The organism is Melissospora conviva, from assembly GCF_049523535.1.
Taxonomy (GTDB): domain Bacteria; phylum Actinomycetota; class Actinomycetes; order Mycobacteriales; family Micromonosporaceae; genus Melissospora; species Melissospora conviva.
In genome coordinates this window covers 143,111-168,006 of record NZ_JBLLDT010000002.1, presented here as the reverse complement: position 1 = coordinate 168,006, position 24,896 = coordinate 143,111, and the positions used below count along the sequence as shown (strand labels likewise).

The following is a 24,896-nucleotide window of genomic DNA, read 5'->3' as shown; positions in this document are numbered from 1 at the left end:
GGTTGGGGGGGCGGCCCCTCCCCTCCCCCCCCCGGGGGGGGGCCCCCCCCGGCCCGGCGGGCCCGGCGCCGCGGGGGGCGGCCCCCCCCGACGGCGCACCGGATCACTCGCTGTCCAGCTGCACCGCGGGGTAGAGCGGGAAGCCGGCGAGCAGGTCGTTGGCCTGCTTGCCGATGCGGTCGGCGACCGCCGGGTCCAGCTCGTACTTGGCCTTCGACGGCGTGCCGTCGGCGTTCGCGCCGGGCCGGGTCTGGCTGAGCACGGTGTGGATCAGCTCGGCCGTCTCGTCCATCTGGGCGGCGCCGAGACCACGGGTGGTCAGCGCCGGGGTGCCGATGCGGATGCCGGAGGTGTACCAGGCGCCGTTGGGGTCCTGCGGGATCGAGTTGCGGTTGGTGACGATCCCCGAGTCCAGCAGCGCCTGCTCGGCCTGGCGGCCGGTCAGGCCGTAGCCGTTGACGTCGATGATGGACAGGTGGTTGTCGGTGCCGCCGGTGACCAGCGTCGCGCCGCGGCGCAGCAGCCCTTCGGCGAGCGCCTGCGAGTTCTCCACGATCCGCCGGGCGTAGTCGGCGAACTCCGGCCGCCGCGCCTCGGCCAGCGCCACGGCCTTGGCGGCCATCACGTGCGGCAGCGGTCCACCGAGGACCATCGGGCAGCCCCGGTCGACCTGGTCGGCGAGCTCCGGGCCGCAGAGCACCATGCCGCCGCGCGGTCCGCGCAGCGACTTGTGGGTGGTGGTGGTGACGATGTGGGCGTGCGGCACCGGGTCGAAGTCGCCGGTGAAGACCTTGCCGGCGACCAGACCGGCGAAGTGCGCCATGTCGACCATGAAGGTCGCGCCGACCTCGTCGGCGATCTCGCGCATGATGCGGAAGTTCACCTTCCGCGGGTACGCCGAGTAGCCGCCCACCAGCACCAGCGGCTTGAACTCGTGCGCGACCCGGCGCAGGTCGTCGTAGTCGATCAGGCCCGTCGCCGGGTCGGTGCCGTAGCTGCGCTGGTCGAACATCTTGCCGGAGATGTTCGGTCGGAAACCGTGGGTGAGGTGCCCGCCGGCGTCCAGCGACATGCCGAGCATCCGCTGGTTGCCCAGCTCACGGCGGAGCTCGAACCACTCGGACTCGCTCAGGTCGTTGACCTGGCGGGCCTGGAACCGCTTGAGCGCCGGCACCTCCACCCGGTCGGCCAGGATGGCCCAGAAGGCGACCAGGTTGGCGTCGATGCCCGAGTGCGGCTGGACGTACGCGTGCGGGGCGCCGAAGAGCTCCCGGGCGTGCTCGGCGGCGAGCGCCTCGACGGTGTCCACGTTCTGGCAGCCGGCGTAGAAGCGGCGCCCGACGGTGCCCTCGGCGTACTTGTCGCTGAACCAGTTTCCCATCGCCAGCAGGGTGGCCGGGGAGGCGTAGTTCTCGCTCGCGATGAGCTTGAGAGATTCGCGCTGGTCGGTGAGTTCCGCGGCGATCGCGTCGGCGACCCGCGGCTCCACCGCCCGGATCACCTCCAGCGCGCTGCGGAAGGCGGTTGACTCGATGTTCGGCGACGAGGACATGCGACCCCCAGTAGTCGGCAACAGGCCCAGGCGCTCGGCAGACGTCGTCTTGACGGGGCCGCTTCCCGATGGTTTGCCCATCCCAACGCGCCAGTCACGACCCGCGGTGATCCTACCGGTTCACAGCTCCGCCAAGGTTCGCGGCACCTCGTCGAGCAGCTCACGGGCGAGGAACCCGACCCGGCCGAACCGGGGAATCAGCCGCTGCCCGCTGACGGCGTGGGCGTACGCGGCCCAGCAGGCGGCCTGGGCGGGCTCGGCGCCGCGGGCGAGCAGCCCGGCGAGGATGCCGGCCAGCACATCGCCGCTGCCGGAGGTGCCCAGCCCGGCGTCGGCGCTCTCCTCCCGCCAGCTGCCACCGGCCGGATCGGCCACGTGGCCGTACATGCTGACCACCGCCTGGTAGCGCTCGGCGAGCGCGGCGGCCTCCGCGGCGAGGTCCTCGCCGAGGTCGCGGCCGAGCAGGTGCCGGGCCTCGGTCAGGTTCGGAGTCAGCACCACCGGCCCGATTCCGTCGCCGAGCAGGCCGGGTTCGTGGCTGAGTGCGCCGAGGGCGTACGCGTCGAGTACCAGCGCGGTCTGCGGTCGGACGGCGTCGCGTACCCGGCGCAGCAGCACCCGGCTCTCGTCGATGTCGTGCAGGCCCGGGCCGATCGCCACCACGGTGGCCCCGGCGACCAGCTCCGGCAGCCGTCCGTCGCCGGTGCCGTCGATGTTGCTGTCGCCGTCCTCGGGCAGTCCGACCACCAGCGCCTCGGGGACCTGGATGCTCAGCGCCGCCGCGGTGGAGGCGGCGACCGCCAGCTGCAGCACCCCGGCGCCGGCGCGCAGGGCGGCGGTGCCGGCGAGCAGGACCGCCCCGGGGGTGAAGCGCGAGCCGCCGACGACCAGCACGGTGCCGCGGTTGTCCTTGCCCCCGGTCGGCACCGGCAGCGGCCAGCCCCGCAGCAGCCCCGACGTGATGACCTTCGGTTCAGACCGGCTCGGCATCGATCTCCTCCTCGCTGGTGGCGGCCGTACCCTGCTCGCGCAGGTGGTCGATGTGGTTGAAGAGGACGCCGGTGAAGCGCCCGTCGGGGCCGCACCGCCAGCCGCTGACCGAGCAGTTGCCCACCACCTCACGACGGGTAAGCGCGATCAGCGCCGCTTCGTCGAGCTCCTCGAGCAGGTAGCGCAGTAGGAAGATCAGCGCCTCGTGGCCGACCAGCAGCACCCGCCGGCCTGCGTGGTCGCGCCGCAGGTCGCCGAGGAGACTGCGCAGCCGCAGGGCGACGTCCGCCCACGACTCACCGCCCGGCGGGCGGTAGTAGAACTTGCCGAGCCGGTCGCGGCGCTGCGCCTCCTGCGGCATCCGGGCCCGTACGCCGTGGCTGGTGAGCCGGTCGAGCACGCCCAGCTCCCGGTCGCGCAACCGCTCGTCGCGCCGGGCGGGCAGTCCGAGCGCGGCCAGGATCGGCTCGGCCGTCTGCCGGGTACGCAGGTAGGGCGAGACGACGACGACCTCCGGACGTTCGGCCTCGGGCAGGGCGGCGAACCAGCGCGCGGTCGCCTCGGCCTGGGCGCGGCCGGTGGGCGAGAGGGCCACGTCGGGATCGCGGTCGGGGACGTCTATCAGTTCGGCTCCGGCCGCCTCGGCCTCGTACGCGAGCACGTTGCCCGCGCTCTCGCCGTGCCGGACGATCCAGAGCGATTGCAGCTGCGCCATGACCACCAGCGGTACCCGGCCCGCGGCCTCCGGTAACCCGTGACGCCGCGGTGCCAGGCGCCCGCCTCACGCCGCAACGGCCGGGCCGGGCCGGGTCAGCAGCACCATCGGCACGATCAGCACCTCGGCGATGATGAAGACCCAGACCGGCGCGTCGGTCGCCTTCGCGCCGACGAAGCCGCCGACGGCATAGCAGGCGAGGCATAGCAGGCCGAGGGAGGCGAGCTTGCCGGCGGCGTCGCGGGCCGGTCCGCGTTCGAAGAGCCAGTCGGCCAGTCCGTGGGTGGTGCGCAGCACGGTGCCGGTCTGGAACGTGGTGGAGGTCTGGTAGCTGAAGGTGCGCACCACCATGCCGCCCAGGATTCCGATCGGGAAGGCGCCGAGCGCGGTCAGCAGGACCCGTTCGCTCAGTGCGTCCCGGCCGGAGTCCAGGGCGATGTCGACCACCCCCCAGACGGCGATCAGGGCCATCATGGCGAGCAGTTCGATCGCCGGCGGGCTCAGCGGGCCCACGTTCGGCAGCCGGCGGATGCCGGCGCCGAGCAGACCGCCCAGGCCGAAGAGAATCAGCGAGGCCACCGCGCAGGGCCAGGCCTCGAGTTTCCCGGCCAGGCCCATCCCGACGAAGTCGACGTTGCCGGTCTGGATGCCGAGGAAGACCTTGTACTTGAGGAACGCGAAGGCGTCCACCACCCCGGCGAGCCCGGTGGCGAGCGCCAGCGCGACGAGCGGGGCGCGGAAGTCGATCTGCGTGTACCGCCACTGCTCGGGCGTCGGGCGCCGAGGTCCTGCTGAACCGGCCGGATCCTGCTGATTCGACATGCCGGGGGTTATCCGGCCGGCGGCGGGCTAAACCTCGGTCGCCCTGCCGTGCCCGCCGTTTCGGCGACGATCTGGGCAGAGCGCGATGAAGAGCCCTCGCCGGGGCAGGCGCCATCGGCGCGATATCGCGTGTTCACGTGATGTGCCGGGCCGGTGGGCCCGAGGAGCATTCAGACCATGCCCATGACGTTCTCCCCCTCATCCGCAGCCTCTGCTCGGGGGGCCGGTGGCGCTCTTCCGCCGAGGAGGTTGCCATGGAACCGGTCCCGATGACCCGGGCGCGTACGGCGTTCTGGTCCTGCGCGCTCCTGGCCGTGGCCGGAGCCGCCCTTGCCGCTCCCGTGTGGAGCATCGCGGCGCTGCTGTTCACCTGCGTCGCTATTCCGCTCGCGGTGTCGGTGCGGGGGACCCCGCACCACGTCCGAGCGCTGTTCGTTCCGTTCCGGTCCGCCTTCGGGCGGCCCCGACCCGAGAGGATTCTCGAGCATGCGCGACAAGGTCAGCGACATTGACGAGAGGCAGTCGAAAGCCGGCGACGGCACGGTGTTCAACACCGTTCCCCGCAACCCCGACATCGACCGGTCCCATCCGGACCTGATGCATCCGCCGGAGACCGACGAGGGCCTGATGCCGAACATGGTCTTCCCGTTCTCGCTGGCGCACACGCGTCAGGAGGAAGGCGGCTGGACCCGGGAGATCACCGACCGGCTGCTGCCGATCGCCCACGAGCTGGCGATCGTCGACATGAAGCTCAACCCGGGCGCGTACCGGGAACTGCACTGGCACGTGCAGTCCGAGTTCGGCATCATGCTCAACGGCAGCGGGCGGATCAGCTCGGTCGACCAGGAGGGGCGCAACTTCCTGGAGGACGTCAAGCAGGGCGACCTCTGGTACTTCCCGGCCGGGATCCCGCACCACCTGCAGGCGTCCGAGGAGGGCATGGAGTTCCTGCTGGTCTTCGACGACGGCTGCTACTCGGAGGACGCGACATTCCAGATCAGCGACTTCTTCGCCCACACCCCGAAGGAGGTCCTGGCGAAGAACTTCGGCTGGTCGATGGAGCAGATGCGCAACATGCCGGAGAAGGAGAAGTACATGTTCTCCGGCCAGGTGCCGCCGCCGTTGGCCGAGGACCGCGTCTTCAGCCCGACCGGTGACGTGCCCCGCAGCTTCAAGCACCAGCTGCTGGCACAGACGCCGGAGCGGTTCAACGGGGGGTCGGTGCGCATCGCCGACTCCACCAACTTCGCCGCGGCGACCACCACGGCGATCGGGCTGGTCGAGATCGAGCCCGGCGCGATGCGGGAGCTGCACTGGCACCCGAACGCCGGTGAGATGCAGTACTTCCTCTCCGGCTACGGGCGGATGGGGGTCTTCGCCAACCACGCCACCTCCCGGACGTTCAACTTCAGCACCGGCGACGTGGGTTACGTGCCGATCTCGTACGGCCACTACATCGAGAACCTCGGCGACGAGCCGCTGGTCTACCTCGAGCTGTTCCGGGCGCCGAAGTTCCAGGACATGTCGGTGATGCAGTGGATGGCGAACACGCCGCCGGAGGTCGCCGCGGACACGCTCAACGTCCCGCGGGAGCTGATCGAGGCGTTGCCGAAGGAGAAGCAGGTGGTGCAGAAGCACCCGGTGCAGCAGAGCTGAGCGGCGTCCGGCCGGCCCGGCTCCGGCCGGACCGGCCGGAAGGCTCTCCGGGCCCGCGACCGCCGGACGGCGGCGCGGGCCCCGCGCTGTCGGCAGCGCCGGTCCCGCGGTGCTCAGCGGGACGGCCGGTGGGTGTCCCAGACGCGGGCGAGCTCCACGCGGCTGCGGATACCGAGCTTGGCGTAGACGGCGCGCAGGTGGGTGTCGACGGTGTGGAAGGAGACGTAGAGCTCGGCGGCGGCCTGCTGCTTCGTGGCGCCGCGCGCGAGCAGTTCGGCCACCCGTTCCTCGCCGGCGGTGAGCGCCGCCAGACCGTGGCCCGGACGGGGCTCACGGGGGCGGGGACCGTGGCCCAAGCCGTGCGCCAGGCGGCTTGCCCGGTCCTGGTCGCCGAGCGCACCGAGGCGGGTGTAGACGGCCGCGCACTCCTGCGCGGCCGCCGCCGCTTCGTCCGGGGGTGAGCCGTTCGCGGCGGCGAGATCGAAGAGCGCGTCGGCGAGCGCGGGCCGGGCGTCGGTGGTACGCAGCCGGGAGACCGCCGCGCGCAGCGCGGCCGGGTCCCCGCTGACCAGCCCGTCCACGTGGTGGGCGACGCCGCGCCAGAGCTGATTGTTGACCCGGCCGGCGATGCGCTTGACGTGCCCGCTGATCGCGCCGGCCCGCCGGTGGTCACCGAGCAGCCGGGCGGCGCGGACCAGCCGGGGTGCGTGGTGCGGCACGAGCAGCAGCGGGCGCAGCGTCCGGTCGGGCATCCAGAGGGTGCGGCGCACCAGCTCACCGTGGCGGGCCGGTTGCGGGTCCGCGGCCGCCGCGCAGCCGAACCGGAACCATTGAAGATGGTCGGGCCAGGACACCGGCGGCGACTGGGCGTCGATCAGGTCGCGGGCCGCAGTCGTCTCGCCCCGGCGGAAGAGCACCTCGACGACCACCGCGAGCAGGTCGGCGCGGACCTCGTCGGGGAGGCGCTGCGGCGCGCGCAGCGCCAGCCGGGCCCGCGCCTCGGCCTCGGGGAGTTCGCCCACCGCCAGCCGTGCGATGCAGTCGAGCGCGGTGAGGGTCGGCGCCGCGGCGGCGCCGAGTGTGCCGATCTCACCGGCGGCGGCCTCGATCGCGGCGCCCGCCGTGGCGAACTCGCCGAGGGTGAGCTGGCCGGCGATGCGCTCGGTCCGCAGGAAGGCGGCCTGGGTGCGTGCCGAAACGCTGTCCGGATCGGCGGTGCGCAGGATGCGCCCGGCCGTCGGCGCGCTGCCGGCAGCGGCGGCGTGCGCGGCCCGGGCCAGGGCCAGCCGGATCTCCCCGCCGGGGCTGGGCGCGTCCCCGTGGGCAAACCCGGCGGCCTCCATCAGCTGCGCCGCGCGCGGGTGGCCCACCCGGGCGGCGACAACGGCAGTGGTCGTCAGGGTCCAGGCGCGGTGCACCGGGTCGTGGTCCGGCCGGCGCAGGGCCCGGTCCAGATAGTCCAGCGCCAGGGAGGGGCGTTCGGTGGCGTAGCACGCGCCCAGCCGGCCGAAGAGCATGCAGCGGTAGGCGGGGCCGTGCCGGTCGGCGGCGATCTCCCGGTGCAGCTGCTCCATCGCCTCACCCGAGCGGCCCGCGAGCATGAGGTGGTCAACGGCGGCGAGCAGCCAGTCCCGGCGTCGCTCGGTGTCGTGGCCGGCGGCGTCCCGGTCACAGGCGGCCAGCAGCAGGTCGGCGGCGAGTGCCGGGTCGACTGCCGCGTCGGTGGCGACCCGCGATACCAGCTCCGGGTCGACGCGGCGCGCCTCACGCAGGGCCCCGAGCAGGTGCCGGGCGGCGGCCGTGGGCCGGCCGGCCCGGACCTGGACGAGCGCGGCACGTTCCTGCAGCGCCGCGAGCAGCGACGGCGGGATGCCCCGCAGGACGCCGTCGCGCAGCCGGCGGGAGGTGAGCCGCAGGCCGGCCTGGGAATCGTTGAGCACCCCGCGGGAGATCAGCGTCTCGACCTCACCGTCGATCGAGGTGCCGGTGGCGACCCCGCCGAGGTCGAGCATCTGCTCCAGGAACCACAGCTCGCAGGGGGCGGTGGCCACGGCCACGGCGCGCAGAAGCGAGTGCTGGGCGGGCGAGGAGACCGGGGACGCGCCGGCGATGTGCATCTTGGGGCGGCTCGCCGATGGTGTGCCGGTCACCGCTTCCTCCCCTCCGGGGTGGCCGGTTGGCCCACGTCCGCACGACCCGGTTCGGACTCGTCTCGCCGACGCTATCGACGGGGCGCCCGGCACCGCCGAGGAATACGAGGATTCCTCAGATCGCCACCCGCGCCCGCAGGCGCGGGGCCTTCCCGTCCCGGCACCGGGCACACCTGCACCGTCAGCGCCACGGGCTGGTCGCGCCGTCGAACTCGTCGAAGACCAGCCAGGTCCGGGTCGAGAGCACCCCCGGTACGCCCTGGATCCGGTCCAGCACCACATCGCGCAGCGCTGCGTTGTCCGGTGCCCGCACCAGCGCCAGCACGTCATGGTCCCCGCCGAGCAGGGCGGCGTGCGCCAGGTAGGGCACCCGTGCCAGCTGCGCCGACACCTCCCGCCAGCTGTTCTGCTCGATCGTCAACGCCACGTACGCCGAGGTGCCCAGCCCGGCCGCCTCGGGCGCGACCCGGGCGTGGAAGCCGGTGATGACGCCGGCCCGGATCAGCCGGTCCATCCGCGCGTACGCGTTCGTCCGGGAGATGTGCACCTGTTCGGCCAGCGCGCGGATCGAGAGGCGGCCGTCGCGCATCAGCGCATCGAGGATGCGCCGATCCACCTCGTCGAGGCCGCGAACCGAACGTCCCGTATCGACGCCGAGCTCCGTCGATGCCTGGTCTTCCTGTCCCATTCCACTCGCTCCCGCGGTCATCCGTCCCGCCTTTACCGCGGATATTGAGTCACGCATCCGCACCCGTGAGCATTAGGACTACCACACGTCCCAGGAGGTCCGTCGTGACGACCACACCCCAGGCGGTCCGCAGGCCATCCCCGCGCCCCCGTCGCCGCGCCGCGCCGCCCGACCCGGCCCGCGCGCTGCTGCCCGCCGCCGAACCCGTCCGAATGCTCGACGAGGACGGTCACCGCCTGCCCGAACAGCCCGACCAACCCGAACCGGATGCCGGCACGCTGCGCGAGATGTACCGCCGGATGGTGATCGGCCGGCGCTTCGACACGCAAGCCACCGCACTGACCAAGCAGGGCCGGCTTGCGGTCTACCCCTCCGCCCGTGGGCAGGAGGCGTGCCAGGTCGGGGCGGTGCTCGCACTGCGCGACAACGACTGGGTCTTCCCGACCTACCGGGAGTCGATGGCCCTGGTCAGCCGCGGCATCGACCCGGTGGAGGTGCTGACCCTGCTGCGCGGGGACTGGCACTGCGGCTACGACCCGGGCGCCCGGCGCACCGCGCCGCAGTGCACCCCGCTGGCGACCCAGACCATCCACGCCGCCGGGCTCGCCTACGGCGAGGCCCGCCAGGGCCGGGACACCGTCGCGCTGGCCTTCATCGGCGACGGCGCCACCAGCGAGGGCGACTTCCACGAGGGAGTCAACTTCGCCGCCGTCTTCCGCGCGCCGGTGGTCTTCTTCGTCCAGAACAACCGCTACGCCATCAGCGTGCCGCTGTCCCGGCAGACCGCCGCGCCCGCCCTGGCGTACAAGGGGATCGGTTACGGCGTGCCGAGCGAGCAGGTCGACGGCAACGACCCCCTCGCGGTGCTCGCGGTGCTGGGGCGCGCCGTCGCCCACGCCCGCGCCGGCAACGGCCCGTACCTGGTGGAAGCCCACACGTACCGGATGGAGCCGCACACCAACGCCGACGACGCGGGCCGCTACCGCGACGACGCCGAGGTCGAGGCCTGGACCGGGCGCGACCCGATCGCCCGGCTGGAGACGTACCTGCGTGCCGGCGGTGTGCTCGACGACGCTGCCGTCGCCGGGATCGCCGCCGAGGCCGAGGCCCTCGCCGCCGACCTGCGGACCCGGATGCAGGCCGAGCCCCAGGTACACCCGCTGAGCCTCTTCGACCATGTCTTCGCCGAACCCACCAGCCAGCTGCGCGAGCAGCGCGAGATGGTCCGCGCCGAGCTCGCCGCCGAGGAGGAAGCCTGATGGCGCCCACCACCATGGCCCGAGCGCTCAACGCCGCGCTCGGCGACGCGCTCGCCGCCGACGAGCGGGTGCTGGTCTTCGGTGAGGACGTCGGCAAGCTCGGCGGTGTCTTCCGCATCACCGACGGGCTGCAGGACCGCTTCGGCGACCAGCGTTGCTTCGACACCCCGCTGGCCGAGTCCGGCATCGTCGGCTTCGCGCTCGGCATGGCGATGTCCGGCCTGCGCCCGGTCGTCGAGATGCAGTTCGACGCCTTCGCCTATCCGGCCTTCGAGCAGATCGCCTCGCACGTGGCGAAGCTGCGAAACCGCACCCGCGGGGCCCTCAGCGTGCCGATGGTGATCCGGATCCCGTACGCCGGCGGCATCGGCGGCGTGGAGCACCACTGTGACTCCAGTGAGGGCTACTACGCGCACACCCCGGGTCTGAAGGTCGTCACCCCGGCCACCGTCGCCGACGCCTACTCGCTGCTGCGCACGGCGATCGACGACCCCGACCCGGTGATCTTCATGGAGCCGAAGAAGCTCTACTTCGCCGCCGAGGAGGTGACGCTGCCGACGGCGACCGAGCCGTTCGGGCGGGCCGCCGTACGCCGCCCGGGGCGGGACGCGACGCTGGTGGCGTACGGGCCGGCCGTGCCCGTCGCCCTGGCGGCCGCTCGCGCCGCCGAGGAGGCCGGCTGGGACCTCGAGGTGGTCGACTGCCGCAGCATCGTCCCCTTCGACGACGAGACGGTGACCGCCTCGGTGCGGCGTACCGGACGCTGCGTCGTCGTCAGCGAGGCGCAGGGCTTCGCCGGCGTCGGCGCGGAGATCGCCGCCCGCGTGCAGGAGCGCTGCTTCCACTGGCTGCACGCGCCGGTGCTGCGGGTCAGCGGACTGGACATTCCGTACCCGGCGCCGATGCTGGAGCACACCCACCTGCCCGGTGTGGACCGCATCCTCGACGCGGTGGAGCGGTTGCACTGGGACGACCAGCCGGACCGGCGCTGGCTGGCCCAGGGGAGCGCGGCATGAGCGCGGTGCGAACCGAGCAGGTCTTCTGCCTGCCGGACCTCGGGGAAGGGCTCGCCGAAGCGGAGATCGTGCAGTGGCGGGTGGCGGTCGGGGACCTTGTCGAGGTCGACCAGGTCGTCGTCGAGGTGGAGACCGCCAAGGCCGTCGTCGACGTGCCCTGCCCGTACGCGGGACGGGTGGTGGCCCTGCACGGCGAGCCGGGGCAGAGCCGCCCGGTCGGCCAGCCGCTGATCAGTGTGGAGCCGCCGACCGGGGCGGCGGAGCCGGCGGCCCACACGACGTACCGGCAGGAGGAGCAGGCCGGCTCCGGCAACGTCCTCATCGGCTACGGCACCGGCCACGGCGCCGGCACCCGGCGGCGCCGCCGCGCGCGCCTGGCCGTGGTCGGCGATCCGGCCCTCGAACCCGACGGCCGACCCGCACCCGCACCGGCACCGGCGCGGGCACTGGCCCCGGCGTCGGTCGCCGCCGTGCCCGCGGCCCCGGTCGCCGCCGCCGACGTCGCTTCGCCGCTGGGCGGTCCACCCCTGGTGATCTCGCCGATCGTGCGGCGGCTGGCCCGGGAACACGGGCTGGACCTGGCGGCGCTGCGCGGCAGCGGACCCGGCGGGATGGTGCGGCGCGCTGACGTGGAGAACGCACTCGCCGTCGCCGCCGCACCGCAGCCGTCGCCGACCGCGGCGCCGGCCGACGTCGCCGCAGCCGCCCAGGACATCGTCATCCCGCTCACCGGCATCCGCCGGGCGATCGCGGAGAAGCTCTCGCGCAGCCGCCGGGAGATTCCGGAGGTGACCATCTGGGTCGATGTGGACGCCACCGCGCTGCTGGAGACCCGCGCCGCGATCAACACCGCCCGGCCCGACCGGCCGGTGAGCGTCCTGGCCCTGCTGGCCCGGATCTGCCTGCGTGGGCTGGGGCGATTCCCGCAGCTCAACGCCCACGTCGACACCGCGGGCGAGCGGATCGTGCAGTCCGCCGGGGTGCACCTGGGCATCGCCACCCAGACCGATCGCGGGCTGCTGGTGCCGGTGATCCGCGACGCGCAGCGTCTCGACGCGGGGGAGCTGGCCGAGCGGCTGCGGGAGACGACCACCGCCGCCCGCGCCGGCAGGCTGACGCCCGACCGGCTCACCGGCGGCACCTTCACCCTCAACAACTACGGCGTCTTCGGGGTCGACGGTTCCACGCCGATCATCAACCATCCGGAGGCGGCACTGCTCGGCATCGGCCGGATCGTCGCCAAGCCGTGGGTCGTCGACGACCAGCTGGCCGTACGGCGGGTGGCGCAGCTGAGCCTCACCTTCGACCACCGGGTCTGTGACGGCGGTGTCGCCGGCGGGTTCCTGCGGTACATCGCCGACCGGGTGGAGCAGCCGGCGCTGTTGATCGCCGAACTCTGACCGGCCGGTGCCGGCTCCGGCGTGAGCACGGAGCCGGCACCGGGGTGTTTCCCGGCCGGGAGCGGGAATGCGGCGCGCCTGCGGCCGAGTCGCCCCGCTGCGGATCAGGCGGGGGGCCACCAACCTGCCGATTGGAGCTCTGCGTGTCGCCCGACGCCGTCTCCCACCTTGTCGCCACCCGGCCCCCGCGCAGCGCCGCCCAGGCCGGTCACGTCGTCTTCGACGCCCGCGAGCACGGGCTGCGCGGTGACGGCATCACCAACGACCAGCCCGCGCTGGCGGAGCTGGTCGCCCGGCTCGGCGCGGGATACGCCGCCGACGGGATCGGCCGGGTCATCTACTGCCCGCCGGGCAACTACGCCATCCGCGACGCCGGAACCGTCTGGCGCAGCGGCGTCTCGCTGATCGGCGCCGGCCGCGGCGTGACCCGGTTCCTGCTGAGCAACGTCGGCAACCGGGCGAACCCGGTGCCGCTGGCCTTCTTCACCACCGTCGAGCACGGGGCGGGCCGCGACAACCACATCGCCGACTGCACCTTCGCCAACTTCGAGATCGACGGCTCGGCGGTGGCGCTGGCCGACTACCACTACCTGGCCAAGGGGCTCGGCCTGCAGTACGTGCTGCGCGGCTGCTTCCGGGACCTCTACATCCACCACACGGTCGCGACCGGACTCGGCTGCGACTTCCTCCAGGACACCGTCATCGACGCCGTGGTGGCGATCGGCTGCGGACGTGAGGACAACGGCGTGCAGTGGGGCGGTGCCGGAATCGGGGTGGGCATCGGGGGCTGGGGTCCGGTGGAGCGGCTGACCATCACCAACTGCACCACCGTGGCCAACGGCACCAACGGCATCTTCCTGGAGCTGCAGAAGCCGTACTGGCAGCCGCCGACCGGAATCCGGATCACCGGCTGCCACTCGGAGGGCAACCGGTTCGGCATCTCGGACTGGGGAGCGGACGGGCTGGTCGTCTCCAACTGCACCCTCGTCGGCAATCTCGAGGCCGGATTCGACATCTCCGCCCAGGGCACGGTCGGGGTGGCCGGGCGCGGCGGGATTCTCGCCGACTGCCTGATCGACGGCAACGTCCACGACGGGATCCGGATCGGCAACACCCCCGGACCGTACGTGGTCCGGGGAAACCGGATCAGCCGCAACGGCCGGCACGGCTACCGGCAGGACGAGCTCGGCCGGGGATACCGGGCCGCCGCGCACGCGCTCGTGGTCGAGTCGAACGACATCTGGGGAAACGGGCTCGACGGCATTCTCATCGAACGGGCAGTGACCGACGGCGCCGTGGTGGGCAACCGTATCCGCGACAACGGTGTGCAGTGCGCGCCTGCCGCCGCCGGCTCCGGCGAGACCGTCTCGTACACCGCCACCACGGTGACCGACACCGCCGCCTACTGGGAACCGGACGGTCATCGCGGCAAGCTGCTCGAGGTCCAGGGCCACGACATGGCGGTGGTGGTGGGCAACACGGCCACCGAGCTCCGGCTCGCCCCGGTGGGCGCCGACGCGCTGGTCGCATTCACCGGGCCGGTGCCCGCGCCCGGCACTCCGTACCGGTTGCCGGCCGCGCCGCCGGTGCGCGCCGGGCTCGCCATCACCGCGCCCGTGCACGCCGCGACGGTGCGGGACAACCGGATGTGGGACAGCCGGCAACCGAAGACGCAGACGCACGGCATCTGGATCGGGGAGCGGGGCAGTTGCGTGGCGTGCCGGGTGGAGAACAACGACCTGGCCGACAACGCCGTGGCCGCCACCTGGTTCCAGACACCGCCGGTGGGTGGCAACTGGTCCGGCAACCACGACGAATCGCACCAGGGCTGAGCCGCGTCCGGGGGATGCCGGCCGGCGGAATCCGGGCCGGCGCGTCACGGAAGCGGACAACCGGTGCCAAGCCGGGCAAGAAGCCCGGCCGACGCGTTCCGGTCGGTAGTTCCGAACGCCGGATCAGCCCTTTCAGGGCTGCAAGAGTGAGGCGAAAGACACGAAATGGGGTGCGAACAGAGATGGGAATTCGCCGCCGATTCGGGTTGATGGTGACATCCGTGGCGACCGTGCCGTTGGTCCTCGCCGGGTGCACCGGACCGACGTCGAAAACCGAGGATCGCGCTGATCCGGCCGCCGCCGCGGCCCAGCGTGCGCCGGCGCCGACGCTCGCGCTCGCGCCGGCCAACGACGCCCGGGACGTGCCGATCAGCACCGAGATCTCCACCGGGGTCCGCGACGGCAAGGTGACCGGGATCAAGGTGACCGACGCGTCGGGCGCCGAGGTGGCCGGGAGTCCCCGGCCGGACGATCCGGGTACCTGGGTGCCGGAGAAACCGTTGAAGAACAAGGAGACCTACCGGGTCGAGGTGACCGCGGCGAACGACGCCGGCGGCAGCACCACCGGGACCTCCAGCTTCACCACCATGGACAAGTCCAACCGGGCGCGTACGACGAGCACCCTGTACTTCGGGGAGAACCGCACCTACGGCGCGGCGATGCCGGTGACGGTGGCCTTCGACCCGCCGGTCCCGGAGGAGTCCCGGGCCGACGTGCAGCGGCGCCTCTATGTGCGGACCGAACCGTCCCAGCCCGGCACCTGGAGCTGGCTGCCCGACGGTTCGCAGGTGGCCTACCGGGCGCCGGACTTCTGGCAGGAGGGCACGACGATCAGCGTCCGGTCGGCGCTGGACGGGGTGCCGATCGGCAAGAACCGCATCGGTGACACCGACCGCAGCGCCAGCTCCAAGATCGGTGAAGAGGTCACCATGGTCGTCGACAACGCGGCGAAGACGATGGCGGTCTACCGCGGCGGCAAGCTGGAGCGCGAGATGCCCGTCAGCCTCGGCAAGCCGAGCACGCCGTCGTCCAGCGGCAACATGGTGGTGATGGAGAAGCACGAGCAGACCGTCTTCGACACCCGCGGCGAGCCCAACGGCGGTTACGTGGTGACGGTCCAGGACGCGCAGCGGCTGACCTGGGGCGGGGAGTTCATCCACTCGGCGCCCTGGTCGGTTTCCGACCAGGGGGTGCGCAACGTCTCGCACGGCTGCGCCAACCTCTCACCGGCCAACGCCAACTGGCTGATGGGCATCAGCAAGGTCGGTGACCTGGTCACGGTCAAGGGCACCGAGGTACGGCTGGAGAACGGCAACGGGTGGACGGCGTGGAACCAGTCGTGGGACGACTTCGCTGCCGGCAGCGCCTTGCCGGTGCCGGAGAACCTGGCGCCGACCCGCTCCATCGATCCGGCGTCACCGCCGCCGCAGCAGCCCGGCGCCCCGGCCTCGCCGGGCCCGCAGCCCAGCGGCGCTCCCGAGGAGGGTTCCTCCGGCGGGGACTCCGGCAGCGGCGGTTGAGCAGGCCCTCCTCCTACGGCGGCGGCGAGCCGGCGGCGGCGCGCCTGCCCCGCGCGGCGAGCCGGCGGTGGGAACACCGGAAGCGACGCGAGCGCCCCGGCCCCCGAGACGGGACCGGGGCGCTCCGTGCGCGGTAGGTCAGCGCAGGCCGAGCAACGTGCGGTAGCTCAGCGCAGGCCGAGCAGGTCGACGACGAAGATGAGGGTCTCGCCCGGCTTGATCACCCCGGCGGCGCCCCGGTCGCCGTACCCGAGGTGGGCGGGGATCGTCAGCTTGCGGCGGCCACCCACGCGCATCCCCACCACACCCTGGTCCCAGCCCTGAATGACCTGGCCGGCGCCGAGGGTGAACTGGAGCGTCTCGCCGCGGTTCCAGGAGGCGTCGAACTCCCGGCCGGTGGAGAACGCCACACCTACGTAATGGACATCGGCCACCTGCCCCGGCTGGGCCACCGGACCGTCGCCGACGGTGATGTCGTCGATGACCAGATCCGTGGGGGGTGCGCCTTCGATCGGGCCTACCTCCGGCTTGTCCATGCCGGCCTCCTGTCGTCGGTGTTCGGTTGCCATTCCCTGCCGATCCTGCCAAATCCCGCAGGGTGGATTCCCGGCAGTACGGCAACCCGGACACGCCGAAGGGGCGCCACCGGGTGGTGGCGCCCCTTCGAGGGGAGGGCCGTGCTACTTCAGCCAGGGCATCCGCTGCACGATCGGGAGCTTCTCCCACATCCCGCCGAGGCCGATCCAGCGGCCGGCGCCGATGAGGGCGAGGCCCACCAGGACCATGGCGTTGAGCAGGTGGTCGTCGAGGAACGGGTTGGTCGTCATCGGCAGCGCCGAGGCCCACATCATCACGTAGAGGAGCGTGCCGCTGACCGCTGCCACCCGCATCCCGATGCCGAGCATCAGGGCCGCGCCGATGCCGAGCAGGCCGAGCATGAACAGCCAGTCCGCCCATGCCGAGCCGGCCATGGAGGCGAAGAAGTCAGCGAACGGGCCCGACGAGTTGGAGAGGTAGCCGGTGGTCGGGCTGCCGCCGTTGAGCCAGGCGCGCTCCGACGGGGTGGACTTGCCGAGGCCGAAGAGCTTGTCCAGGAAAGCCCAGAGGAAGTAGAAGCCCAGCGCCAGCCGGACGGCGCCGAAGACGTACCGGGCGGCCGGCGAGACGACGTTCCGCTCCGTGGCCGGGGTGCCGGTGTGGGTGGTGCGAGCAGTCGTCGTGGTCATGGTTTCCACGTCCTTTCGGTGCCTTACCCGTGTGTTCTCGGGCTCGACTACAGACAACCATGTGTGCACGGCGAGCGCAGGGTCACTAGGTCCCGCATTGCGCAGGACCTTCGGCCCCTCCTGGGAAGAGCCCTGCTCAATGCCGGGTTCGTCGGAACCGGGCAGGATTTCCACGCATGATGGGCCGGGTGTGTCGGTGTCGCCCACGGTGATCGCCGGCGGTCAGTCGGTGACCGTGAAGCGGGCGGTGATGTCCAACCGCGCCGGTTGCCAGCCGGAGGTTTCGCTGAACCGCGCGACGGCGGCGCAGACGTGGTCGCGGACCGCGGGCAGCGGCGCGGTCTCGCTCACCCACAGGTCGATGTGGACCTGCGGGTCCGGGGGTGCGCCGAGCAGCGTCACCCGCGCGCTGTGTACCGGCGGACAGCGGATCAGGTCCCGTTCGAGTCCGTCGGTCAGTACCCCGGCGCGCAGCCGGGTCCATCCCGGGCCGGTGGGCCGGCCGCCCGGTACGGCCCGCAGCACCAGGTCCGCGTCGGCGTCGGCGGCCGGTCGGCGCCACTGGCGCTGCAGCAGCAACCATCCGGCGGCGACCGAGAGCAGCGCGAGCAGCAGCACCGCCGCCGGCGCCCACCCGCCGGCGTCCTGCCAGAACCGCCGAAGTCCGGACCAGAGGAGCGCGGCCTGCGGATCCGTTCCGGTCAGCAGGCCGGTCCCGACGGCGAGGACCGTGCCGCCGAGCACGGTGAGGATCAGCGCCAGGCATGTCCAGAGCACCCGCCGGCCCGCGTCGGTCATGCCGGTGGCCGGTGTGGCCCGAGCGTGATGTGATCGGGGGCGGTCAGCCAGCCGAGTTCGTGCCGGACGGCCGCCTCCGCAGCCGGGCGTACCTCGCGGTCGCACTCGATCCGCAGCCGCGGCCGCCAGCCCGCGGCCTCGTGGTGTAGCCGCACCCGGGCCCGTCGTACACCGGGAACAGCGCGGGCCGCGGCGGTCAGCCGTTGCTCCAGTGCGGCGCGTTCGAGATGCCAGCCTCCGGTTCCGGGCACCGCGACCCGCCACGGTCGCCACCGGAGCAGTTCGGCGACGAGCAGGGTCAGCCCGGCGGTGGTGGCCAGCGCCGACCAGAAGAGCACCACCGGATCGGCGAAGGAGGTGCTGGTGAGCGCCGCGTGCCAGCCGGGGAGGTCCAGCAGCAGCCCAGTACCGGCAATCAGTACCGCCAGGGTCTGTGTCGCGGCGAGCAGGCCGCCGAGGATCAGGGCCACCCCGAGCAGCGTCGAGGCGATCCGGTTGAACCGGCGCATCTCAGCCGCCGGCGGTGCGGAGACCGCTGCCGGTGTGGCCGCCCTGGTGGCCCCCCGCAGGCTGGGCACCAGCGTGCGCCGCGGTGGGCTCGGCGACGACCACGTCGTCGACCGTGATCGACACGGCGGTGACGGTGAGCCCGGTCATCGCGTGCACCCGGTGCACGACGTTGTGCCGTACCGCTTCGGCGATGTCGGCGATGTTGTGCCCGTACCAGGTGGCCAGGATCAGGCCGATGCTGGCGGTGCTCTCCTGCACCGCGGCGGAGACGCCGGCGGGGGACCGGTCCGGTGCCGGATGGGTGCTCCGGTCACCGCGGCAGCCGGTCGAGTGCACGCCCGGGGTCTCGCGCGCGGCACAGGCAGCGATCTTGGCGACCAGACCGCCGGCGAGCCGCGTGGGGTGCGGCCCGCCGGCGGTGTCGAGCGGGCCGGTGAGCTGTCCCAGGCCGGTGTAGGGCGGCTCGGCGCCGCCGCCGGACGTTGTCGTGGTGGTGTCGCTCATGGCATCTCCTGGGCGGCTGTGCGGTGCCGGTGAGTGGGGCGCGTCGCCGGCCCGAGGCGGTCACGGCGAAGCGCACCGGCGGCCAGCCAGCCGGCTGCGGCGGCCAGCAGGGCGGAGAAGAGCACGCCGGCGCCGCCGAGGGCCCAGACCGCCACGATCAGGAAGCCCGCGAGCGAGCCGAACTGCTGTCTGGACATGCCAGCTCCCCGTCCACACCGGTAGGTACGGCGGCTGAATACACGGCGGCGGTCACTTCGAACCTGCCGACCGAGGAGCACGATGTGATTTACATCACATCTCTTGGTGGTGCCGGCGTCCGACCCTGTCCGCGACGGCAGGGCTGCAAATGCCTAGCATGTGGAATCATTCTCGGAATCGCCCCGGGTGGCCGGGGAATTGAGCGATGGATCGGGTGCATGGCGGACGCGAACGTAGTGTTCAACGGCGGGTCGCGCACGTCGCGTGACGGTGACGGCACGACGATGCGAGGGTTACCGCAGCGTCACGGACAGCACATTCTCACCGGTCGGCGACTGGGTGAACTCATCCGCCGCAGGCCCGTTGGCGCCACCGCGAATCAATGGAATACCGCCCTGCGAACCCGCTTCGATTTCGCCGTCTGCGCAGCCGGCGACGCGGTGCCGGTCTTTGCCGTCGAATTCGTCGCCGCCGGCGATGGCGGCCACCTGCGAACGCGCCGGATGACCGACGCGGTCTGTGCGGCGGCGGGCCTGCCCGTGCTGCGTGTGGAGACCGAAGCCCCGCTGGCGGCGCGGGGCCGCCAGATCGTCGAGTACCTCATCGACGCCCGCGCATTCGCCGCGGCGACCACCGCGGACACGGCTGACGACGCCGACGGGCCGGAGCCGGCAACGGGGTTCCGGGAGATCGTGGGCCGGCTGCCCGACGGCCGGCAGGGCTACGTCAACGACCTCGGCATCCTGACCCGGCTGGCCGTGATGGAGGCCTACGTCGCCGGGCAGGTGGCGGACCCGATCGTCCGGGGGTTGCACCTGTCCTGGGCCGACGGCACGGCCGAGGGGTGGGCCTGGGCCGAACTCGGCGCCCGACGCTGCCTCTTCGAGCGGGTCCGGCTCAGCAGTGCCGGTTTCGCCTGCGGCCTGCCGCTGGACCAGTTCGCCGAGGACCTGGCGGTGGCCGCCATCGGCGACCGGCTCCGCGCGCTGGAGACCGACCGGGCGGCGGTCAGGCCCCGCGCCGAGGTGGCGCGGCTCTTCGATGAACTGCGCGAGCGCGGCGACGAGATTCGCGACGGCGCGCGGCTGGCGCACATCCGCTTCGACTAGCGGATCACGCGCCGACGGGATCGTGGCCGTCCCGGCAGTGCCGGGACGCCTCAGGATCACCCGACGAGTCGGGCTGCCGTCATCGGGCAGCGGTTCAGCGGCTCTGGTACGCGGTCACCACCGACACCGGGATGCGCCCGCGAGCGGAGATCTGGAAGCCGTTGCGGGTAGCCCATTCCCGGATGGCGCGGTTCTGCTCACGATCAGTGGTCCCACCGCGTGCCGGGCGGCGCGAGGCACGCGCCGGCTCGACGGCGCGACGGCCGACCCTGGTCGCGACGCGCAGGTACGGGTCCAGTGCCTTGCGCAGAATCCCGGCATTCTCGTCCGACAGATCAATGGTGTAGGCGACACCGTCCAGGCTGAACTCGACGGTGCGGTCCGCCTTTCCGCCGTCGAGGTCGTCGGTGAGAACGGTGATTACTTTCCTTGCCATGCCCGGTTACTCCTCGTGTTCGCGTAGTGCTAACCAGTCTCGCCCAGTGAGGCGGATTCTGGCAACAATTCCCAAACCGATTCCGGGCGCTTTCCCGGAATCGGTCAAGGGTGTTTACCACGCTGCCTCGGAGTTCTTCGGCGACGACGCCGGGACGGCACCGGTCAACGTGACGCGGGTCACGAATGGCCGGGGCCGTGCCCGTGCCGTCGCCGAGCCGCAGGTCAGTTGTCGCGGTCGCGGCGTACCGTCGTGCGCCGTCCCTTGATGGTGCACTGGCGCAGCACCGAGATCACCTCGTCGGCCGCGGCGCGGGGCACCTCGACGAGCGAGAACCGGTCGGCGATCTCGATCGCGCCGATCTCCCGGCCGCTGAGCCGTGTCTCGCCGGTGATCGCCCCCACCAGATCCTGCGGCCGTACGCCGACGCGCCGGCCGACCCCGATGAAGATCGGCGTCATGTCCGCGGAACGGGCCCGGCCACGTTCGCCGCGCCGTCCCTGCGCTCCCGCGCCGCCACGGCCCTCGGCGGTCTCCCGCGCGGGGCGGAGCGCCACCTGCGGGATCTCCTCCTCGTCCTCGGCCGGCCCGGTGACCGTCTCGTGCGCCAGCTTCACCGCAGCCAGCGCCACCTCCATCACGTCGAACTCGTCGGCGAGCGTCTCGACGATGGTGCGCATCGAATCCAGGTCGTCGGTGAGCAGGCTCTCCCGCAGCGCCGCCTGGGTCAGTTCCATCCGGCGGGTCCGCAGATCCGCCACCGTGGGGATGCGCTCGATCGAGATGCGGCGGTTGGTGACACGTTCGATGGTCTTGAGCATCCGGTGCTCGCGCGGTTCGGCCAGGGTGATGGCCACGCCCTGCCGCCCGGCGCGCCCGACGCGGCCGACCCGGTGCACATACGACTCGGGCGCCGACGGCACGTCGTAGTTGACCACGTGGGTGAGCTGCTCGATGTCCAGGCCGCGGGCGGCGACGTCGGTGGCGACCAGCAGGTCGGCGGTGCCGGCCCGCAGCCGTCCCATCACCCGGTCGCGCTGTTCCTGGCTCATTCCGCCGTGCAGCGCCTCGGCCCGGTAGCCCCGGCCGTTCATGGTCTCGGTGAGGCGGTCGACCTCCTCACGGCTACGGCAGAAGACGATCGTGGCGGTCGGCGACTCGACGTCGAGCACCCGGCTCAGCGCCGCCGGCTTGTGCGCCCGCGCCACGATGTAGGCGCTCTGCCGTACCAGCGGGGCGGTGTCGGAGGTGGCCGCCTCCCGGCCGATCTCGATGCGGGCCGGGTCGCTCAGATGCTGCCGGGCCATCCGGTCGATACGCGAGGGCATGGTGGCGGAGAAGAGCACGGTCTGCCGGGTCTGCGGCGTGTGCTCCAGGATCGCCTCGATCTCCTCGGCGAAGCCCATGTCGAGCATCTCGTCGGCTTCGTCCAGGACCACCGTGACGAGCTCACCGAGATCGAGGGTGCCGCGAGAGATGTGGTCCAGCGCGCGACCGGGCGTGGCGACCACGACGTCCACCCCGAGCTCCAGGGCGCGCAGCTGCCGGCCGATCGGCTGGCCACCGTAGATCGGCAGGACGCGTACGCCGATGCCCTTGCCGTAGCGGTGCAGCGCCTCGGACACCTGGACCGCGAGCTCCCGGGTGGGGGTGAGGACCAGGGCGAGTGGATTGCCGCCACTGCGGGTGGCGGGCAGCCGGTGCAGCAGCGGCAGGGCGAATGCGGCGGTCTTTCCGGTGCCGGTCGCCGCCTGGCCGAGCAGGTCGCGCCCGGCCAGCATCGACGGGATCGCCGCGCGCTGGATCGGCGTCGGCTCCTCGTACCCGAGGGCCGCCAGCGCCGCCAGCAGTTCTTCGCGCAGGCCGAGGTCGGCGAAGGAGACGGATTCGTCGGCGGGATGATCGCCGCCGGTGGGGGTGGTCGCCGGGGGGATGCTGTCGGAACTCATGTCCTAAGCCTTCCACCACCGGCTGCGGCGCGTCTCGGCACCCACCGCTGTGGTGGCGCGCGTCCCCCGCCGGTGTCGGCGTGTCCCGGCGCCCGGCCGCCGGCAGGGGCCGTGGCCGGTGCAGAAAAGGGCCGGGCCCGGCCTCCGTTGCGGAGGCCGGGCCCGGCGTACGGGACCCGTGTCGGATCGCGAGGGTTACCAGCTCTGGTAGCTGCCCTGCGACTGGACGTTGAGCTCCTTGACCTTGACCCGCTCGGCGGACTTCGTCCGCTTGTCGGTCAGCTTCAGCACGTCCAGACCCTTCTGGATGTCGCTGGAGTAGATGTAGCCGTTGTACCAGTACGCCGACCAGGAGCCGCCCAGGATGAGGCGCTCGTCCGAGAGCGGACCGCGCTCCCAGTAGGCGATCTCCACGGGGTTGGCCGAGTCGGTGAAGTCCCAGACCGAGATGCCGCCCTGGTACCACGCCTGGACCATGATGTCCTTGCCCTTGACCGGGATCAGCGACCCGTTGTGCGCGACGCAGTTCTCGGTGTTGGCGTTGGTGCGGGGGATCTTGTAGTAGCTGGCGAAGGAGAGCTCGTAGGTCTTCTCCTTGCCCTTGCCCTTGCCCTTGTCCGCGCCCTTGCCCTTGCCCGGGTGGTTGACCTTCTTGGTCTCCACGTCGTAGATGGCGTTGGCGCCCCGCTTCGGACCGATGGTGTCGTTGCAGGTGGCGGCGCCGCCACCACCGAGCTCGTCGGTGAAGACGACCTTGGTGCCGGCGTTGTTGAAGGTCGCCGAGTGCCAGAAGGCGAAGTTCTCGGCGTCCTGTACCTGGTCGATGACGACCGGGTTGGCCCGGTCGGAGATGTCGAGCAGGATGCCGTCACCCATGCAGGCGCCGGCGGCCAGGTCCTTGGCCGGGTACGCGGTGATGTCGTGGCAGCCGCTGGTGTTGCGGTAGCCACCGTCCGGGAAGAGGTTCGGGGTGGAGATGACCTTCGCCGAGGTCGGCTTCTTCACCGGGACCTCGATGATCGAGATCGAGTCGTGCGGCGGCTGGCAGTCCGGGAAGTTGGCGTTCGGGCTGTAGGACGACACGTAGACGTAGACCGTCTTGCCGTTCTTCGACGGCACCAGGGTGTGGGTGTGCGAGCCGCAGTAGGTCTCGACCGACTTGATGTACTTCGGCGCCTTCTTGTTGCTGATGTCGAAGATCTTCATGCCCTCCCACGACTCCTTGAGCGCCGCGGACTGCGAGACGCTCTCACAGGAGTCGTCGCTGCGGGAGGAGTCGGTGGAGAGGAAGAGCAGGTTGCCGTAGACCGAGATGTCGTTCTGCGAACCGGCGCAGTACACCTGGGTCAGGATCTTGGGGGAGCTGGGCTTCTTGATGTCGTAGATCGTGAAGCCGTCGTAGTTGCCCGCGAAGGCGTAGTTGCCCTGGAAGGCGATGTCGGTGTTGTACGCCGACGCGGTATCGAACGGCGCCTGCTTCGGCAGGTTGGCGATCTGCTTCAGGTTGGGGGTGCTGGCGATCTCGTCGACGCCCAGGGGTGCGTCGGAGTCGTCCATGCTGGCCAGTTCGGCGTCACAGGCCTCGGCGAAGTTGTCGCCGGCGCCGATCAGTTCGGCGCAGGCGTCGTCGATGGACGTTTGGGCATTGCTTGCGGGGGCGCTGAGGAAGCCGACCGCGAGAACCGCGGCGGCGCCCATGCCGAGCACTGTGGCCCGACGGCTAGTCCACTGCATTCGATGAACCCTTCGAACAGGGGAATTGGGGGTGCGGACACCTTACCGCCCATGGGGCATGATCAACGTGATCCCCATCACAAAACTTCGAGTTCGGGAACCGTTACGATCGCTCCCACCTTGACCCCCGGAGGTACGCGCATGACCGGCGAACGCCGACACGCAGTGATGGCTGTCATATCGATGGTGGTGCTGATCGCCATCGGCGCCGCGGTCTGGTCAGCGAATCGACCGTCCGTTAAGGACGATGCGGCGGCGCCGCAGGTGAGTCCGGCCCCCGGCGACGCGACCCCTGGACCGTCCGTGATCGTGCCCGGCCGCCCCGGCGAGGAGGCCTCCGTCCGGCCCGCCGAGGAGATCCGCCGGCCGGGCCTGCCCGCGTACAACGCGATGGATGTCGAGTATGTCCGGATGATGATTCCGCACCACACCCAGGCGCTGCGTATGTCGGCCCTCGCGCCCGAACGGGCGGCCGACGCCAAGGTGCGCGCCATGGCCGAGCGCATCCATGCCAGCCAGGCGCCGGAACTGGGTGTGCTGCGAGCCTGGCTCACCGAACGGGGCTTGGCCGAGGCGGCCGGCGATCACGATCACGGGACGATGCCCGGCATGCAGAGCGACACGGCGATGGAGCGCCTCGCCGACGCCCGCGGGGCCGAGTTCGACCGGCTCTTCGTCGAGATGATGGTCGAGCACCACGAGGGCGCCATCGAGATGTCGACGAACCTGCTCAAGGTCGGCCGCGACCTGACAATGGAGGAACTGGCCACCGGAATCGCCGCCGAGCAGGCGGTGGAGATCAACCGGTTGCGGGCCCTGCTGCCGCAGTGAC

General features: G+C 72.0%; 24 protein-coding genes and 1 riboswitch. Of the genes, 8 read left to right on the top strand and 16 right to left on the bottom strand.

Features of this window, described 5'->3' with window-relative positions; translation table 11 throughout:
- Window positions 1–103: 103 nt before the first annotated feature.
- The 4 genes from ACK8GG_RS05945 to ACK8GG_RS05930 form a co-directional block, all read right to left on the bottom strand.
- Window positions 104–1,552 (bottom strand): glycine hydroxymethyltransferase, encoded by a 1,449-nt coding sequence (locus ACK8GG_RS05945; RefSeq protein WP_440351952.1) that lies wholly within the window; start codon window positions 1,550–1,552, stop codon window positions 104–106.
- A gap of 17 nt (window positions 1,553–1,569) precedes the next feature.
- Window positions 1,570–1,660: riboswitch (ZMP/ZTP riboswitch) on the bottom strand.
- 12 nt (window positions 1,661–1,672) lie between these two features.
- Window positions 1,673–2,542, bottom strand: coding sequence for an NAD(P)H-hydrate dehydratase (locus ACK8GG_RS05940; RefSeq protein ID WP_440355764.1), 870 nt, complete (start codon window positions 2,540–2,542; stop codon window positions 1,673–1,675).
- The gene (locus ACK8GG_RS05935) at window positions 2,526–3,257 is read right to left on the bottom strand and encodes a histidine phosphatase family protein (RefSeq protein WP_440355763.1); all 732 of its coding nucleotides are present in this window, start codon (window positions 3,255–3,257) and stop codon (window positions 2,526–2,528) included. The genes ACK8GG_RS05940 and ACK8GG_RS05935 overlap by 17 nt, the downstream gene beginning before the upstream one ends.
- 66 nt (window positions 3,258–3,323) lie before the next feature.
- Window positions 3,324–4,079: a DUF1275 family protein gene (locus ACK8GG_RS05930; RefSeq protein ID WP_440353018.1), complete on the bottom strand. Its 756-nt coding sequence runs from the start codon at window positions 4,077–4,079 to the stop codon at window positions 3,324–3,326.
- 486 nt (window positions 4,080–4,565) lie between these two features.
- Between ACK8GG_RS05930 and ACK8GG_RS05925 the strand changes: the two genes are divergently transcribed.
- A complete protein-coding gene (locus ACK8GG_RS05925; RefSeq protein WP_440353020.1) occupies window positions 4,566–5,735 on the top strand; it encodes a cupin domain-containing protein in 1,170 nt (389 codons plus the stop codon).
- A 113-nt stretch (window positions 5,736–5,848) separates the two neighbouring features.
- Here ACK8GG_RS05925 and ACK8GG_RS05920 read toward each other — a convergent pair whose 3' ends face one another.
- Window positions 5,849–7,885, bottom strand: a complete 2,037-nt coding sequence (locus tag ACK8GG_RS05920; protein ID WP_440355762.1) for a LuxR C-terminal-related transcriptional regulator — start codon at window positions 7,883–7,885, stop codon at window positions 5,849–5,851.
- 181 nt (window positions 7,886–8,066) lie between these two features.
- Window positions 8,067–8,573, bottom strand: coding sequence for an Lrp/AsnC family transcriptional regulator (locus ACK8GG_RS05915; protein ID WP_440353022.1), 507 nt, complete (start codon window positions 8,571–8,573; stop codon window positions 8,067–8,069).
- A 104-nt stretch (window positions 8,574–8,677) separates the two neighbouring features.
- Here ACK8GG_RS05915 and pdhA point away from each other — a divergent pair, with 104 nt between their 5' ends.
- From pdhA to ACK8GG_RS05890, 5 genes are all read left to right on the top strand, one after another.
- Window positions 8,678–9,832, top strand: a complete 1,155-nt coding sequence (gene pdhA, locus ACK8GG_RS05910) for a pyruvate dehydrogenase (acetyl-transferring) E1 component subunit alpha (protein WP_440351959.1) — start codon at window positions 8,678–8,680, stop codon at window positions 9,830–9,832.
- Window positions 9,832–10,848 (top strand): alpha-ketoacid dehydrogenase subunit beta, encoded by a 1,017-nt coding sequence (locus ACK8GG_RS05905; protein ID WP_440355761.1) that lies wholly within the window; start codon window positions 9,832–9,834, stop codon window positions 10,846–10,848. Before pdhA ends, ACK8GG_RS05905 begins: the two co-directional genes overlap by 1 nt.
- Window positions 10,845–12,248 (top strand): dihydrolipoamide acetyltransferase family protein, encoded by a 1,404-nt coding sequence (locus ACK8GG_RS05900; protein ID WP_440355760.1) that lies wholly within the window; start codon window positions 10,845–10,847, stop codon window positions 12,246–12,248. Before ACK8GG_RS05905 ends, ACK8GG_RS05900 begins: the two co-directional genes overlap by 4 nt.
- Window positions 12,249–12,391: 143 nt before the next feature.
- Window positions 12,392–14,080, top strand: coding sequence for a right-handed parallel beta-helix repeat-containing protein (locus ACK8GG_RS05895; protein ID WP_440353025.1), 1,689 nt, complete (start codon window positions 12,392–12,394; stop codon window positions 14,078–14,080).
- Between the two features lie 182 nt (window positions 14,081–14,262).
- Window positions 14,263–15,600, top strand: a complete 1,338-nt coding sequence (locus ACK8GG_RS05890; RefSeq protein WP_440353026.1) for a L,D-transpeptidase — start codon at window positions 14,263–14,265, stop codon at window positions 15,598–15,600.
- A 167-nt stretch (window positions 15,601–15,767) separates the two neighbouring features.
- On the opposite strand, the gene ACK8GG_RS05885 is transcribed toward ACK8GG_RS05890, so the two are convergent.
- From ACK8GG_RS05885 to ACK8GG_RS05855, 7 genes are all read right to left on the bottom strand, one after another.
- Window positions 15,768–16,136 (bottom strand): FKBP-type peptidyl-prolyl cis-trans isomerase, encoded by a 369-nt coding sequence (locus ACK8GG_RS05885; protein ID WP_440351964.1) that lies wholly within the window; start codon window positions 16,134–16,136, stop codon window positions 15,768–15,770.
- A gap of 144 nt (window positions 16,137–16,280) precedes the next feature.
- Window positions 16,281–16,835, bottom strand: coding sequence for a DoxX family protein (locus tag ACK8GG_RS05880; RefSeq protein WP_440353027.1), 555 nt, complete (start codon window positions 16,833–16,835; stop codon window positions 16,281–16,283).
- Between the two features lie 213 nt (window positions 16,836–17,048).
- Complete coding sequence (locus ACK8GG_RS05875; protein WP_440353028.1) at window positions 17,049–17,624, bottom strand: hypothetical protein; 576 nt, start codon at window positions 17,622–17,624, stop codon at window positions 17,049–17,051.
- A complete protein-coding gene (locus tag ACK8GG_RS05870) occupies window positions 17,621–18,133 on the bottom strand; it encodes an Asp23/Gls24 family envelope stress response protein (RefSeq protein WP_440351967.1) in 513 nt (170 codons plus the stop codon). Before ACK8GG_RS05870 ends, ACK8GG_RS05875 begins: the two co-directional genes overlap by 4 nt.
- Before the next feature lies 1 nt (window position 18,134).
- Entirely contained in the window at window positions 18,135–18,638 is a 504-nt protein-coding gene (locus ACK8GG_RS05865; RefSeq protein ID WP_440353029.1) for an Asp23/Gls24 family envelope stress response protein, read from the bottom strand.
- The gene (locus tag ACK8GG_RS05860) at window positions 18,635–18,835 is read right to left on the bottom strand and encodes a hypothetical protein (protein ID WP_440351969.1); all 201 of its coding nucleotides are present in this window, start codon (window positions 18,833–18,835) and stop codon (window positions 18,635–18,637) included. Before ACK8GG_RS05860 ends, ACK8GG_RS05865 begins: the two co-directional genes overlap by 4 nt.
- A 294-nt stretch (window positions 18,836–19,129) precedes the next feature.
- A complete protein-coding gene (locus tag ACK8GG_RS05855; RefSeq protein ID WP_440353030.1) occupies window positions 19,130–19,324 on the bottom strand; it encodes a hypothetical protein in 195 nt (64 codons plus the stop codon).
- Between the two features lie 15 nt (window positions 19,325–19,339).
- Here ACK8GG_RS05855 and ACK8GG_RS05850 point away from each other — a divergent pair, with 15 nt between their 5' ends.
- Window positions 19,340–19,945 carry a hypothetical protein gene (locus ACK8GG_RS05850; RefSeq protein ID WP_440351971.1) on the top strand — a complete coding sequence of 202 codons (606 nt, stop codon included), beginning with the start codon at window positions 19,340–19,342 and terminating at the stop codon, window positions 19,943–19,945.
- A 94-nt stretch (window positions 19,946–20,039) separates the two neighbouring features.
- Here the strand turns inward: ACK8GG_RS05850 and ACK8GG_RS05845 are convergent, their stop codons facing one another.
- From ACK8GG_RS05845 to ACK8GG_RS05835, 3 genes are all read right to left on the bottom strand, one after another.
- Window positions 20,040–20,381, bottom strand: a complete 342-nt coding sequence (locus ACK8GG_RS05845; protein ID WP_440351972.1) for a histone-like nucleoid-structuring protein Lsr2 — start codon at window positions 20,379–20,381, stop codon at window positions 20,040–20,042.
- 224 nt (window positions 20,382–20,605) lie between these two features.
- Window positions 20,606–22,330 (bottom strand): DEAD/DEAH box helicase, encoded by a 1,725-nt coding sequence (locus ACK8GG_RS05840; RefSeq protein WP_440351973.1) that lies wholly within the window; start codon window positions 22,328–22,330, stop codon window positions 20,606–20,608.
- 195 nt (window positions 22,331–22,525) lie between these two features.
- Window positions 22,526–23,887, bottom strand: coding sequence for an LVIVD repeat-containing protein (locus tag ACK8GG_RS05835; protein WP_440353354.1), 1,362 nt, complete (start codon window positions 23,885–23,887; stop codon window positions 22,526–22,528).
- A 318-nt stretch (window positions 23,888–24,205) separates the two neighbouring features.
- Between ACK8GG_RS05835 and ACK8GG_RS05830 the strand changes: the two genes are divergently transcribed.
- Window positions 24,206–24,895: a DUF305 domain-containing protein gene (locus ACK8GG_RS05830; protein ID WP_440356079.1), complete on the top strand. Its 690-nt coding sequence runs from the start codon at window positions 24,206–24,208 to the stop codon at window positions 24,893–24,895.
- The last annotated feature ends 1 nt before the right edge of the window (window position 24,896 follow it).

Bases quoted from the DNA above. Each gene is read 5' to 3' on its own strand.
- ACK8GG_RS05915 (WP_440353022.1), bottom strand. From the start codon at position 8,573: ATGGGACAGGAAGACCAGGCATCGACGGAGCTCGGCGTCGATACGGGA.
- ACK8GG_RS05930 (WP_440353018.1), bottom strand. From the start codon at position 4,079: ATGTCGAATCAGCAGGATCCGGCCGGTTCAGCAGGACCTCGGCGCCCG.
- ACK8GG_RS05860 (WP_440351969.1), bottom strand. From the start codon at position 18,835: ATGTCCAGACAGCAGTTCGGCTCGCTCGCGGGCTTCCTGATCGTGGCG.
- ACK8GG_RS05870 (WP_440351967.1), bottom strand. From the start codon at position 18,133: ATGCGCCGGTTCAACCGGATCGCCTCGACGCTGCTCGGGGTGGCCCTG.
- ACK8GG_RS05835 (WP_440353354.1), bottom strand. From the start codon at position 23,887: ATGGACGACTCCGACGCACCCCTGGGCGTCGACGAGATCGCCAGCACC.
- ACK8GG_RS05900 (WP_440355760.1), top strand. From the start codon at position 10,845: ATGAGCGCGGTGCGAACCGAGCAGGTCTTCTGCCTGCCGGACCTCGGG.
- ACK8GG_RS05845 (WP_440351972.1), bottom strand. From the start codon at position 20,381: ATGGCAAGGAAAGTAATCACCGTTCTCACCGACGACCTCGACGGCGGA.
- ACK8GG_RS05905 (WP_440355761.1), top strand. From the start codon at position 9,832: ATGGCGCCCACCACCATGGCCCGAGCGCTCAACGCCGCGCTCGGCGAC.
- ACK8GG_RS05940 (WP_440355764.1), bottom strand. From the start codon at position 2,542: ATGCCGAGCCGGTCTGAACCGAAGGTCATCACGTCGGGGCTGCTGCGG.
- ACK8GG_RS05945 (WP_440351952.1), bottom strand. From the start codon at position 1,552: ATGTCCTCGTCGCCGAACATCGAGTCAACCGCCTTCCGCAGCGCGCTG.
- ACK8GG_RS05875 (WP_440353028.1), bottom strand. From the start codon at position 17,624: ATGACCGACGCGGGCCGGCGGGTGCTCTGGACATGCCTGGCGCTGATC.
- ACK8GG_RS05840 (WP_440351973.1), bottom strand. From the start codon at position 22,330: ATGAGTTCCGACAGCATCCCCCCGGCGACCACCCCCACCGGCGGCGAT.
- ACK8GG_RS05830 (WP_440356079.1), top strand. From the start codon at position 24,206: ATGACCGGCGAACGCCGACACGCAGTGATGGCTGTCATATCGATGGTG.
- ACK8GG_RS05885 (WP_440351964.1), bottom strand. From the start codon at position 16,136: ATGGACAAGCCGGAGGTAGGCCCGATCGAAGGCGCACCCCCCACGGAT.
- ACK8GG_RS05935 (WP_440355763.1), bottom strand. From the start codon at position 3,257: ATGGCGCAGCTGCAATCGCTCTGGATCGTCCGGCACGGCGAGAGCGCG.
- ACK8GG_RS05890 (WP_440353026.1), top strand. From the start codon at position 14,263: ATGGGAATTCGCCGCCGATTCGGGTTGATGGTGACATCCGTGGCGACC.
- ACK8GG_RS05925 (WP_440353020.1), top strand. From the start codon at position 4,566: ATGCGCGACAAGGTCAGCGACATTGACGAGAGGCAGTCGAAAGCCGGC.
- ACK8GG_RS05850 (WP_440351971.1), top strand. From the start codon at position 19,340: ATGACCGACGCGGTCTGTGCGGCGGCGGGCCTGCCCGTGCTGCGTGTG.
- ACK8GG_RS05865 (WP_440353029.1), bottom strand. From the start codon at position 18,638: ATGAGCGACACCACCACGACAACGTCCGGCGGCGGCGCCGAGCCGCCC.